The following is a 12,708-nucleotide window of genomic DNA, read 5'->3' as shown; positions in this document are numbered from 1 at the left end:
ATTCGTTTACATACCGCCCGTATTGTAAGCAAGAACACAAGAAACGGATATTTTTACGTAGCGACCTGTCTTATGCTATAGATACTAGTGACTAACCGGAGGCATGCCATGAGCTCATCTTCTTCTCGTCAGACAAGCACGATAGATTTCGCAGTGGGCCAGTGCCAATTCGGTACTGTTCTTGTTGCACAAGACCAGAAAGGGATCTGCGCTCTCTTTTTAGGTGAAGGCCCTGAGCCCCTTATTCAACAACTGCGCGATGAGTTTCCGCAGGCACAACTTAGCCAAACACAGCAAGCGCTAGAACCGCTTGTCAACAAGGTCGTGGGCGTTATTCAAGATCCAAAATTAGGCGTAGAACTGCCATTACACATTCAAGGTAGCGATTTTCAAAAAAAGGTTTGGAAAGCATTACTACGCATTCCAGTTGGACAAACGGTGAGTTATTCTGAGCTTGCAGAAAGCATTGGTTCCCCGAACGCCTCACGTGCAGTAGCGAGTGCGTGTGCCGCCAATCGACTTGCCGTTGTCATCCCTTGTCATCGTGTACGGCGACGCAGCGGCGAGCTATCAGGCTACCGCTGGGGTGTAGAGCGTAAACGCGAGCTTCTAGATCTTGAGGCCGCTACGCACACCATGTAGCTCTGCCATACATTCGAAAGAGAACGAACTCTATTGCTTCAACTACGTTTGCTTGGGTAGAGATAAGGCCTAAATGAGGGGTTAATCGATTCGCTTCATTGCCTGACTTAGGGTAGTGTTACATATCCATTAACCTATTCATCATCTCATGCAAGCCTCTATAAATAATAAGACACGATGGAGCTCAGTCATCGCGCTGATTTTCTGCGGCGTAGTCGCAGCGATGCAAATTGGTAAACTTGCCATTGGTGCTCCACTTCTGCAACAACAGCTTCAACTAAGCTTCACGCACATTGGTTGGTTAACGGCACTATTTTCCATTCTTGGAATGCTCGGAGGCATTCCGTTGGGCACGTTGGTCATGCGCCATGGCCAACGACGCTCTGTTATGTTGGGTTTAATCATACTTGCTACGGCGTCTGCGGCTTCGACCTGGGCTGACAGCCTAATATGGCTACTTAGCTGGCGCACCCTAGAAGGTTTAGGCTTTGTATTAATCATCGTTGCCTGCCCAGCACTGATTGATAAAGCCACCCACCAGCGCAATAAAAACATCAGCCTATCACTCTGGAGCTGCTTTATGCCCATCGGTATGGCGATCTCTATACTGATAGGCGGCTGGTTTAGTGACTGGAGGCTTTTATGGTGGTTATGCGCCCTGCTTCCACTCATCGCTTTGGCATTGGTTTTATGCTTCACATCCCCTCCCCCCCCAGAACTGATCTTTCCAGAGTTTGAAGAAATCAAATCGCATCTAAAGCAATTATTCTCTACCAGTATTGCTCCTGCCTTTACCGCTATTTTTGCTTTGTACTCGATGATGTACTTTGCGCTGTTTAGCTTCCTGCCTCTGTTATTAGTCGAGCGCATGGACTTTAGTGTTAGCGCTGCGGGCTACTTCACAGCCTTGGCCACTTTCGCTAACGTGACGGGCAACCTCAGTGCAGCAACATTAATCACAGCGGGAGTCTCACGATCCACCTTATTGTTCATAGCAACATTAGGGATGGTCTTATGCGGAACAAGCTTATTTTTCACGCAGCCCACTCCGATTGTGTCATTGCTGCTGTGCTTAAGCTTCTCTAGCCTAGGAGGTTTAATTCCTGCCGCTATCGTGTCTTCCGTTCCTCGTATCGCACCTACTGCCGCAGCCATCCCTGTCACCATTGGTTTAACCATGCAGGGCAGTAATATGGGGCAAGTGGTAGGTCCTGCTCTGGTGGGCTCAAGTGTGGAACATTTTGGCTGGCCCTCGGTAGGGATCATTATCTTTCTATGCGGCCTTCTTAGCGTAGCCCTCATCAAACGATACATTTATAAAAGCTCACTTGCCTAGGTGCTTTTTTACACGTATCAATGACGCTTCTTAACCGATGACGAGGCACATTCAGCAAACAACTTCCGTCGCTTTGCTATGAGTTGTTAAGCTTTATTACTAAAGACAGAAATAGCAAGAAGTTGGTTTATAGTGAATTGACGTTCCTTTCTGTAGTGGTCTCCTCTTTAACCAGTCTTCGGACTGGTTTTTTTATGTGTAGCCCATCTTTCAGCACCTGAAGTGGCTTACCCACAGAAAATGTGCAGAAGCATGTTAGTAAGTCCCTAACAAGCACCGCTAAGCCTTATTCGTTGCGGCTTAGCGGGGTATGCATAGTTTTAGCTCAGGCTATCAAGGCGCTAATTTCGTGACCTTATCCCCAAATTATGTGTACAACAATGGGGATACATCGCTAATACATTCCGCTAACTCGCATACCGCTTAGCTATGCATGAGGTGAGTAGTTTTCGACCAACATTCGAATAACTACGAATTCTGCTGAAAACCGACCTTTTTTGGGGTGTGATCGGATGGCGCGTATTAGATCAGCGCATAAAGACAGCATAAAAAACAGAAATAATGTCGTGGCAGCGCTTACACACAACAACTGTGCAGAAGCTTGTTAATAACGGCATATTAAGTTGCTGTAAGCCTTATTAGACAAGGCTCACAGCCTATTGATCAAACATTAACCAACTGGCAACGTAATAAGAAAGGCAAAGTTATACGCAAATTATGTGCATAAGCCTGAGGATAATCTGTGCCCAAAGGCTCAGCAGCTACATCGTTACTTGATGTCCGCACAACTGAACAATTTATGATCGCCTTTTCACCCCTACTTCTTTCCCAGCGCTACAATAACGAATTGGGCCCAAGCATTTCCCCGATGCCTTTCTTATCTCGGGCCTTGGCACCTTCACCCTATCCCGATCAACCAGCCGCTCGGTGTTAAACCACTTCTGGCGACGAACATTATATTTAGCTGTGGAATCTCTCACTCATAGCACTACCTCACCCGACCGTGCCTCGCTTTCCGAATTAAGCCAATATCAGCGCAGCACCAAAGAACGGATCTTTCACGCCGTATTGTTTGAAGGTCTTGGCATCCTCTTTGCTACACCCCTTGCCATGTGGATCACGGGAAAACCGGTTGGTTCTATGGCTGCCTTGTCAGCGACCATCTCTGCTATCGCGATGCTATGGAATATGCTTTTTAATTGGTTATTTGATCGCCTGCAATATCGCTACGGTTTTAAACGCGGCTTCTGGATGCGCATTCTTCACACTTGCGCCTTCGAGTCCGGTCTTATTTTGATGGTGGTACCCTTAATCGCATGGTGGGTTGATACGACGTTATGGCATGCTCTGGCATTGAACATCGGCATCGTTCTCTTCTTCATGCCCTATACTTTCTTTTATAATTTAGCTTACGACACCTTGCGTAAACGTATCGTAAAAGCCCGTCAACTAAAGCATAGCTAAACTTTTCTAGCGTGACTCTTATGGCAGCGACTACTCTGAAAGAACTCGATGAAATTAAAAGCGCTTGCCGAAAGATGGTGAGCCGGCGAGCCTTATTATCAGCAGCCGCTGCCGTCGTACCCATACCCGGCGTCGATGTCAGTACCGACGTCGCTATACTTTTGCAGGTACTTCCGCAAATCAATGAAAAGTTCGGCTTAAGCGCCAAGCAAGTTGAAGAACTATCGCCAGAACTTCAAAAGCTGATCATTGTCAGTAGCGCAAGTTTTAGCGTAGGGTTGCTTGGAAAAATGATTACTCCTAGCCGCATCATTGCACTATTACAGTCGCTAGGGGCTAAACGATTGGCTGGAAAATACGCTTCAAAATACGTTCCTGTCGTAGGGACAGTGGTTGCCTCTACGATTAGCTACGTGGTTTTAAGTCGCGTATGCAACAAACACATTGATGAATGCCACGCCATGGCAAGCCGTTTACTTAACGAAAAACAGACGACCGACGCCGATGTGATTGATGTTGTCGCCACCGAAAAGACCAAGCTTAGCTAACAACGCTTCACCACCCTCAAATTAGGGCTGCGTTACAAAACGCAAGCAAGGTTTATTGCGCTAAATAACCCAAAAAAGCAATTTTAGTGTCTTGACATTAGAAATTCACTAACAGTGGATATCTCGTCAACGGTAGCTTGCCAAACCTACTTGCTTCAGTTGTTTATGAATTTGAAATGTCAAGACTTATAGGCCTTCATCGTTGCAAGATCAGCCTAATATTTTAACTAACGCTAATATAATAGTTTAATATATAAACGTAAGCTGCTGTTTATAAACCAAATTTTAATAAACACATCGGAATATTGATAAAAACATCACCAGATTTATAGTGGACCTATTTTAGGATCTATTCTATCGATCACAGCTAAATGTCAAGCGCAAAGTTATCCCCATTTTCTGTGCATAACTTTGGGGATAACCGAAGCTCAAATGCCTGTAGATCGCATAAAGTGGGAAAACGAGGTTCTTTGACTATTAATTAGCATCCACTCTGATCCAGCCGACTGTTACATTATTATTATTTTAAAAAATTGCTTTTCTGTCGTCTTAGCAGAAGAGCCATCGCCTTACGGCGAAAGAAAAATACCGTGTTGTTTAGTTAATTAACATCGATGTAAAAGCCCTCTTGAAAGCTCTCCTGCTCTCCATTTTTTTCGTATCCCCGTGGGTTTGCAACGACACGACAGCGGTAGGCTCTACCCTCAACAGTACCTGTCGCTAAAAAATCATTAGGACAATGTAAATGTCCATGCATCCAAATAGAGGTAAAGGGTAAGAAGCTCTCAAGTGCATTACAAAAGCCTGCTGTACCAGGGCTAACACCGTATCGTGGATCGGCACTTTCTAACGTAGGGGCAAAGTGGGTAACGGCGATAGTTGTTCCGTCAAAAGGTGTTGATAGTGCCTCGTACAACCACCCCTGACACTCTTTAGCCAAAAGGCGGATGTCCTCTGCCAACATAGGCTTACCGTGGCGTAAGCTCGTGTATTTATTCAAGTAATAATTAGCTGCCCTGTACGCTTTTTCTAATTCTCGCATCTGTTCAGTCATGGTGTTTTTATTCACGGCAAGTGCCTCGAAATCACTCCACAGTGTGGTACCTATAAAACGTACCTCACCAATGGTAATGGTCTCTCTGTCTAACCACTCTATTCCAAGGCTTTCGCAGAGACAACGCAATCGACGATAGGTGGCTTCATAATCGAGAGCATCAAATTCGTGATTGCCCGGAATGTACAGCACCCGAGGCCATTTAGCGTCCGGTAACAATGGTGAAAATCGCCTCAACCCAAAATCATCATCTACCATCAATGAATGTGAAGCGTACGACGCAATATCGCCCGCTAAAACGAGCACATCTACATTGTCGGCCGCCTCGGGCATGTAATCGGGGTCAACCTCAAGGTGAAGATCAGAAAGAAGCTGGATTCGCATAAATTAACCGTATTACCTCAAGACCGAATCAAGTGTACGTAGGCTTAGCGTTGCGTTTCGGCAAATAAACGCCTGAGCTTAGCGTTCATCGAAATGTTTAACGCTGAATCAGGATCAGGGTTCCGTTTCAAAGCGGTTTTAAGCGTCGATGCCAAGCGCTGCGCTCGTTTACTAAACTCTACATACAATGCGGCATCCTGCTCGGTGTAGCCACCCATCTGTAAAATCTGCTGCCTATCTGAAATAGGATTACCGTATACCACGTGCGCTTGCCTAAACTGACGCTCCGCCTCTTGCTGACTTACCTTAGCTGATTCAACTAACGCATTTTCATATAAGCTTTTCGACAAAGCATGAATTTCAGGAATTAACATCGCCATCAATAACGGTTGACTCCAATACTCGCGAACCTCGTCAGTGCTTAACCCACTTTCAAGTCTGGGAGCCATATATGACGCATCATTCACTACTTCATCACCATAATTTGTTCGACACACATCAGCCCCATGACGGACTTCGGTCACCGCTCGGGTTTGAAAGAACAAATCAGTAATAAGCTTCTCTTTAGTACGCCTTTCGATGGACTCGGTACTGGGGCTAAGCCGCTCTAATAACTGACGAGCTTGCGCCAAACACTTGGCCTCGTCGTTACTAAGACCACTTAACGCTAACTGCCGTGCTGCTTCGGCCTCCTGGCGCCTCATTTCGTCGATATCCAGAGCGCCCTTCTTGTTCGCGCCTGACGGATTGCCCTCCATGCCACTGGCCGCCGACGGGCTTTCGTTTTTTCTTCGTAACACCCAATACGCGCCAATGGAAATCGCCAGTACCATTCCTATCACTATTACTGTTTCCATAGGATCTACCTCAAGGTGGTTCTGTAAAAGTTAGCAAAAGAGATCAATACAGGGTCTTCTGCACGCGATCAGCCAAGGCTGCATCGTATGTTTCGCCATCGATTTCCGCATTACTTAGCGCTTCCAGTATCGCACCGGTGCTTGGCAAGGTATCGCGCTTCACATGTAAACTGGGGTCCCATAATTTCGACCGAAAAATAGCGCGTGAACACTGAAAAAACACCCTTTCTACGGTTATCACAAGCAAGGAAGTTGGTAGCTTTTCGTTCACGGAAAAAGGCTGTAGTAACGCTGGGTCGGTAGTAATCGAAGCGGTCCCGTTCACGCGTAACGTCTCTCCGACGCCGGGAACAAGAAAAAATAGCGCCACCTTAGAGTCATGAATAATATTACGTAGGCTATCGATACGATTATTACCGCGACGATCTGGAAGCAATAACGTTTGCTTATCGTAAACGCGGACAAAACCTGCGGGATCCCCTCTGGGGGATGCATCCACACCTTCAGGCCCATTCGTGGCCAGAACAACAAACGACGACGCCTCTACGAACTCTTGATAATAAGGATGAAGATAACTCACTTCCTTTCTGAGAGAAGCGCTAGAAGGCTGCCCGTAAAGCGCCTCTAAAGACTCAAGATCGTGAATTTGGTGAACAGTATTGAATACACTCAAAGCAGTAATCCATGTTGAAATGTTTATTCATCATACAACGGCGATCACACCGATGCCCTAGCGACTTCTTTTCTGGTTAGCCATGCAAAGGTAGCCAACTTTTGGTCAAACGGGATTGAGAAACAAAAAAGCGCCACCGGCTAGGGTAGCGCTAATTGCTTGATATACTTCGTATTTCTGGTGGGCCCAGCTGGACTTGAACCAGCGACCAACGGATTATGAGTCCGCTGCTCTAACCAACTGAGCTATAGGCCCTTTACTGCGCAAGCTCGCACTGCGGCGTGAATAACCACCAAAGGTAGTGCGATCAAAGACAAGGATTATTACACAGTTTAGCCGTCACTGGCTAGTCATAAATAGCCCTGCCTAGGCAATTAACTCCTTCCTTGCTGCTGAAATGCTTTCTCGATTTTCTTATCCGTTTTGTACTGACTAAGCGCATACACGGCCCAGATGGCTGCCGGAACCCAACCAATAACGGTGATTTGTAAAATCAAGCAAATGATTCCTGCAATGGGGCGGCCAATCGTGAAAAAGGTAAGCCAAGGAAGAATTAACGCAATAAGTAAACGCATAATAGATGCCCAAAATTTAAGACATAAAATTCTACTCGATATTGGGGTATTCCAGTACTTTTACAATAAACGCTTACCTTTAACACCCTTAGCTTGGTGCATTCTCGATACAATCAATGAACTCGCACACGATACGCCGTACCGATTAACGCTACATCAATGCCCTATCTTGATTATGCGGAGGCCTCTCATGACGCAAGATAATCCGTTTCAGCCCTACCCTCCTGGCCACCAGCCGGTTAAACCACCACCTTTAGAGCCTGATCCTAAACACCGTGAACCGCCTGAGCCCGGACGAAACCCGATCAAAGATCCGCACAACCCGGATTACGATCCCAATACGCCTGAGCCGATTGATGAGCCTAATGAGGACATTGATGACCCTGTACCCGAGCGGCGAGAACCTTTAAATTAGGTTGGTTTTAAGTTTTTAGGCCCTAAGCATGACCCCAGGTTGCGCTGCTTTAATACCAAATACAATCATCGCCACACCCACAGCAATGCTAATTAACATCGGTGGTGTCCAGCTACCCGCTTGTTCGTGCACAAAGCCTGCCACAAAAGGCCCCACTGCTGCCACCAAATACCCTAGTGATTGGGCCATTCCAGAAAGTGCTGTCGTTTGATCATTACTATGAGACCGTAGCCCCATAAACACAAAAGAAAGAATAATGATGCTGCACGATCCAATACCAAATAAGGACACCCAAACCACCGCATACTGAGGAATCGCTAACAGACCGAGGGTAGCGACAGTCATTAAACCAGCCATGCCTCCAGCCAATAGACGATGATCCTTAAGACGATGTACTACTGGCCCCAAAAACAACCCCGGCAATGCTGTGGCTAATTGCATGACGCCGTGCAAGGTACCCGCTTGTCCGGGGGAGTATCCACTTGACGTTAATATGGACGGCAGCCAACTAATTAACACGTAATAAAGATAGGAGTTCGCCCCCATAAACAAGGTGATATACCAAGCTAATGGGGTGTGCCATACGCCGAAGTTAGACGAGCTTGCTCTGGTTACTATTGGCGAGTTATCCGTTCCTAAGCGCATAAACCAAATCAATGCAGCGAAGAAGGCTAACAAAATATTGGTACTCAAGGCCATGCGCCAGCCCCACATCGTGGCAAGTGGCACCATCGCCATCGATAGCATCGCTGCCGTCAGCCCCATGGTTACTGTGCTTAAGCCTGTGATCGTCGGTATGTGGTTTGAGAAATCTCGCTTTATAACGGTAGGCAACAGCACGTTCCCGATAGCAATCCCTAACCCCACACAGATCGTTCCAATGTATAAGCCCCACACCGGAGAGAACGAACGCAGTACCGCACCAAATGCCACGGTAGACATCGCCACAACCAAACATAACTCAATACCAAACCGCCGCGACAGTGAGGCTGCAAAAGGCGACAAAATGGCGAAAGCAGCGAGCGGAAGCGTGGTTAACAGCCCAATGGCCGTTGCAGACAAACGATAACTTTCTTGAATTAAATCTTGTATGGGCCCTACATTGGTAAACGGCCCTCTTAAGTTTGCCGCGAGCAACATTAACCCAACAAACATCAGCCACGGCGGCAGACGTTGCCCCTGAGCTTTAGTAACACGCTCCATTCATTGCCCCAGTATCTTTGTTTTATTTTTCTAACATGACAGCTTAACAGCCTACGTCCCACCATAGCAGATTCAAAGCATTGAGCTCTAGCTGTTACGTTTAAGCAAACGCCAATAAAAAACACCCCAAAGGTTGGATCAGCGTCCAACTTTTGGGGTGTAGTAGTTATCAGTTCTCTTTTACGACGTGTAAATAGCTAGCGTATTCAATACGTTTCTTAATTAACCAGCCATCGCCAACGCTGGCTGACAAACGTGTGCAGGCAATAAAGAAGCAGCCGCCTCATCAACGATAATCATAGCTTTCGGGTGCTCTTTAAGCACTGAGGCAGGCATGTGCTCAGATACCTCACTGCGCCAGTAGTCGGATACGACTTGCGCCTTATGCTGTCCGGTAGCAACTAAAATTACTTCCTTAGCTTCTAAGATATCAAGAATTCCCATCGTAATAGCCTGCGTGGGCATTTCACTTTTATCATCAAAAAAGCGGCTGTTATCGATTCGTGTGCGTTCAGATAGGCCCACCACATGAGTACGACTATCAAACGACGTACCCGGCTCGTTAAAACCGATGTGACCATTTGAGCCCACACCCAGCAGCTGAAGATCTAGGCCTCCACACTCAAGAATGTGGCTTGAATAACGTGCACACTGCTCGTTTAAGTCTACGCACTGCCCATCAGGCAAAAATAATCGCTGTTCGTCAAAACCCACCAAATTAAAAAGGTGCTGGTGCATGTAAAAGTTATAGCTTTGGGGGTGACTTGCCGCTAGCCCTACGTACTCGTCTAAGTTGAATGTCGTCACCTTCGACACATCCAAGGCTTGAGCTTTCGCCTTCTGCGCAAAACGCGCATACAAAGGCTCCATCGTGCTGCCTGTGGCCAAACCAAGCACCAAGTCAGGCTTCGCCTGAATTTTCTCTACAAATAAAGAGCTCAGGTGATTGGCAATGGATTGTGGATCTGGAAAGACTAGGAACATAGATTCGTTATTTAGATAGTTGTGTCTGCATTAAAAAAGCACGTCCCATGAGATATCGACGTACCCGAACACGTGTAGCTACTACAATAATCAGTATTGAGAAAACAGCCAGCTACAAAACCACTAGGGTGGTTTACAAATGTAAGCAGCGTATCGGTGTCCAGAATTCGGCCAAGAAAGCACTATCTCGTTGGGTAATCGACGATATGTAACGCTCACAACGTGTTATTTGACCACAGACATCGTGTCTTATGTTGCAATACATCAAGCCTAAGGCCCAAAACCCAATTAGACGCGGTGTTTTTTGTCACAATTTTGACGCATTCAAGCCAATGCCAGCTTTCTAATAACGACTTTCTTCGCTTTTCAATACTCTATTTGAATTTATGACCGATCGTTTATTTCAGGCAAGCACCATACGTTGTCCTTGTGACAGCGCCCTTAAGTACAAAGACTGTTGTGCTCAATGGCACCATGGTGAACAACGATTACAGGCTCCAGATGCCAAAACCTTGATGCGGTCGCGATACAGCGCCTTTGTGCTGGATGAGTTTAACTATTTGCTTGAAACTTGGCACCCAAGTACTCGCCCCACCGAGCTCGAACCAAACCCTTACGGCCTAAAATGGTTAGGCTTGTCGATACGGGCCCATGATCTGGCCTCCCCTACAGAGGCTTACGTTGAGTTCGTTGCTCGCAGCCGCTTGGCGGGTCGAGCGTCACGGCTGCACGAGCGTAGCCGCTTTCTATACGAAAAAAAGCGCTGGTTTTATGTGGATGGTCTATTCTTAAATCGTTAAGTCATCACGGCGCGTTCCGCCGTGAACCTGCGCCAGCCGTTACGCTATACGCTCACCAAGCGATACTGCAATCAAACAAGAAATGCCCTAAGCTATACATAGAGTTCTATTAATGCTCATTACACTGGAGGCCGTTATGTTTTCCAGAACACTCTTTGACATTCTAGACGCTTATATTCTTAGCCAAGGGGACATGCACCACGACTACGAGCGACTCCAACAAGCGTTACTCGACACCGAGGCCATTACTGACTTTGCGTTGTTCAAGATTGATGCGGCGCTGGACGATACGCAAGCCAGACAAATTAGCCAAGTTGGTCTGAAGTGGCTAGAGCAAGTTCATCAGGGTGCGGGCTTAGAAAGCGCTTATCGAGAGGAAGCGAGAAGCGCCTTGAATGATTAAAAACGCAGCATTGCCCTCAGCCGCTACAGTGCATCGGTGCGACACATTCTCGTCGCCCTGCGTCAAAACACGTACTGTTAAACGCGGGACTTACAAACGCACTAGCCTGTGCTAGCAGCGTCCTAAGCAGTTGACTTTAATGCGTTATTTTGTCTATCAGGTGGACATAGAACAAAGCGATTTGCGCAATATCGCCTATGCTATGAAACACGACTGACATATACGCTTGTGCCCACTTAATAAAAAATAAAAAAACGTAGGCACCTTTAGAGACAACCATTAAGTGGCTGCCATGTACGAATTATTGACTGAAAAAAGCAATGTATTCAACGCTGTAGATCCTACCTTAGTATCGGAGTTCGTGAACGAGCATGTAGGAAGCCACTCTATTGCTGTATCGAAAATACGAAATCATGCCGCTCATTTGCGTCATCAACGTTATGGGGAACTTGATATCACCCACTTGTCGTATGGGCACCCCGTTCGTGTTCACTCTCCTCGTTTAGAGCACGTTTACCACTTCCAAATTCTGCTCAGAGGAACCTGCCTGCTGCGTACGCCAGAGGGCGAAGAGCTTATGCTCTCAGCAGGTAAGCTCGTTCCTATCAACCCGCTAGACCCTATCGACCTGACCTACTCTGCTGACTGTGCGAAGCTGATCTTATCCATTCCCACACGGGTGTTTAACCGCGTGTGCGATGAACATCAGCTACTTTTCCCCAAAGATGGCATTGTTTTTGAGAGCACCCCTTATCTCTTAGAACAAAAAATAGGGTTGCTGAACCTATTACAACTCGTTTGCTCTGAATCGGAATCATCGCCGCGAATCACGCTGCTTCAACGCCAGTACACAAATACCGTTGCCGTAAAACTCATGACGCTACTTGATAATAACGTCAACAACACCCGCACGGATCTTCCCCAAGCTTTACAAACTACGCTTAATTACATACATAGCCATCTACAAGATGATTTAAACATGAAGGTATTAAGCCGTTTGGCGCACTGCAGTGAACGCACGCTTTACACCTTATTTGAACGCCATTTATCAGTCAGTCCGGCGCACTACATTCGACAACGTCGGCTGCGCGAAATACGCGATCAATTAGAACTTAGCCCGCGCGATCGGGGCCATATCACCTCATTAGCCTTGCAATATGGCTTTCAGAACTTAGGGCGATTTTCCGCCACATATCGTGATTTTTTCGGTGAACTCCCTACCGAAACACAGCGTCGAACACAAGAGCCTTATAGGCATTTACCCTAATTTCAGCGCCCAATTGCAGGAACGGAGCATATTGCTGCAGTAAACGGATATTGAAAGTTATAAACCGTCTCTAGCATCCAACTTAGTCACACTACGTTAATGG

The 12,708-nt window shown here is 46.7% G+C and carries 14 protein-coding genes and 1 tRNA gene; 8 read left to right on the top strand and 7 right to left on the bottom strand.

All coding sequences use genetic code 11. The annotated features are described in order from the left end of the window. Positions 1-108: 108 nt before the first annotated feature. From AC2UZI_RS06830 to AC2UZI_RS06815, 4 genes are all read left to right on the top strand, one after another. Positions 109-642, top strand: coding sequence for a methylated-DNA--[protein]-cysteine S-methyltransferase (locus tag AC2UZI_RS06830; protein WP_486943057.1), 534 nt, complete (start codon positions 109-111; stop codon positions 640-642). 148 nt (positions 643-790) lie between these two features. Further along, the gene (locus AC2UZI_RS06825; protein ID WP_486943056.1) at positions 791-1,978 is read left to right on the top strand and encodes an MFS transporter; all 1,188 of its coding nucleotides are present in this window, start codon (positions 791-793) and stop codon (positions 1,976-1,978) included. 966 nt (positions 1,979-2,944) lie between these two features. Continuing rightward, positions 2,945-3,442 carry a multidrug/biocide efflux PACE transporter gene (locus tag AC2UZI_RS06820; protein WP_486943055.1) on the top strand — a complete coding sequence of 166 codons (498 nt, stop codon included), beginning with the start codon at positions 2,945-2,947 and terminating at the stop codon, positions 3,440-3,442. A gap of 20 nt (positions 3,443-3,462) precedes the next feature. Next, entirely contained in the window at positions 3,463-3,990 is a 528-nt protein-coding gene (locus AC2UZI_RS06815; RefSeq protein WP_486943054.1) for a hypothetical protein, read from the top strand. Positions 3,991-4,591: 601 nt separating this feature from the next. Here AC2UZI_RS06815 and AC2UZI_RS06810 read toward each other — a convergent pair. From AC2UZI_RS06810 to AC2UZI_RS06790, 5 genes are all read right to left on the bottom strand, one after another. Further along, positions 4,592-5,428, bottom strand: a complete 837-nt coding sequence (locus tag AC2UZI_RS06810; RefSeq protein ID WP_486943053.1) for a metallophosphoesterase — start codon at positions 5,426-5,428, stop codon at positions 4,592-4,594. 44 nt (positions 5,429-5,472) lie between these two features. Then, complete coding sequence (locus AC2UZI_RS06805; protein WP_486943052.1) at positions 5,473-6,285, bottom strand: hypothetical protein; 813 nt, start codon at positions 6,283-6,285, stop codon at positions 5,473-5,475. Positions 6,286-6,328: 43 nt separating this feature from the next. Next, on the bottom strand, positions 6,329-6,958 hold the full coding sequence (locus tag AC2UZI_RS06800) for a pyridoxamine 5'-phosphate oxidase family protein (RefSeq protein WP_486943051.1): 630 nt from the start codon (positions 6,956-6,958) through the stop codon (positions 6,329-6,331). Positions 6,959-7,136: 178 nt separating this feature from the next. Further along, positions 7,137-7,213 (bottom strand) — tRNA-Ile (locus AC2UZI_RS06795). Between the two features lie 119 nt (positions 7,214-7,332). Further along, entirely contained in the window at positions 7,333-7,533 is a 201-nt protein-coding gene (locus tag AC2UZI_RS06790; protein WP_486943050.1) for a YqaE/Pmp3 family membrane protein, read from the bottom strand. 190 nt (positions 7,534-7,723) lie between these two features. On the opposite strand from AC2UZI_RS06790, the gene AC2UZI_RS06785 reads away from it, so the two are divergent. Further along, entirely contained in the window at positions 7,724-7,948 is a 225-nt protein-coding gene (locus AC2UZI_RS06785) for a hypothetical protein (RefSeq protein WP_486943049.1), read from the top strand. A 15-nt stretch (positions 7,949-7,963) separates the two neighbouring features. Here the strand turns inward: AC2UZI_RS06785 and AC2UZI_RS06780 are convergent, their stop codons facing one another. Beyond that, the gene (locus AC2UZI_RS06780) at positions 7,964-9,151 is read right to left on the bottom strand and encodes an MFS transporter (RefSeq protein WP_486943048.1); all 1,188 of its coding nucleotides are present in this window, start codon (positions 9,149-9,151) and stop codon (positions 7,964-7,966) included. 222 nt (positions 9,152-9,373) lie between these two features. Next, positions 9,374-10,135, bottom strand: a complete 762-nt coding sequence (nagB, locus tag AC2UZI_RS06775; RefSeq protein WP_486943047.1) for a glucosamine-6-phosphate deaminase — start codon at positions 10,133-10,135, stop codon at positions 9,374-9,376. A 386-nt stretch (positions 10,136-10,521) separates the two neighbouring features. Here nagB and AC2UZI_RS06770 point away from each other — a divergent pair, with 386 nt between their 5' ends. The 3 genes from AC2UZI_RS06770 to AC2UZI_RS06760 all read left to right on the top strand — a co-directional run bounded on the left by AC2UZI_RS06770 (position 10,522) and on the right by AC2UZI_RS06760 (position 12,605). Continuing rightward, positions 10,522-10,935, top strand: coding sequence for a YchJ family protein (locus tag AC2UZI_RS06770; RefSeq protein ID WP_486943046.1), 414 nt, complete (start codon positions 10,522-10,524; stop codon positions 10,933-10,935). A gap of 136 nt (positions 10,936-11,071) precedes the next feature. Beyond that, the gene (locus AC2UZI_RS06765; protein ID WP_486943045.1) at positions 11,072-11,338 is read left to right on the top strand and encodes a hypothetical protein; all 267 of its coding nucleotides are present in this window, start codon (positions 11,072-11,074) and stop codon (positions 11,336-11,338) included. 292 nt (positions 11,339-11,630) lie between these two features. Further along, positions 11,631-12,605: an AraC family transcriptional regulator gene (locus AC2UZI_RS06760; protein ID WP_486943044.1), complete on the top strand. Its 975-nt coding sequence runs from the start codon at positions 11,631-11,633 to the stop codon at positions 12,603-12,605. Positions 12,606-12,708 lie beyond the last annotated feature (103 nt).

Source organism: Paenalcaligenes sp. DL 463 (assembly GCF_057475185.1).
Note: the sequence above shows the minus strand (reverse complement) of the source record. Positions and strands in the feature narration are given on the sequence as shown.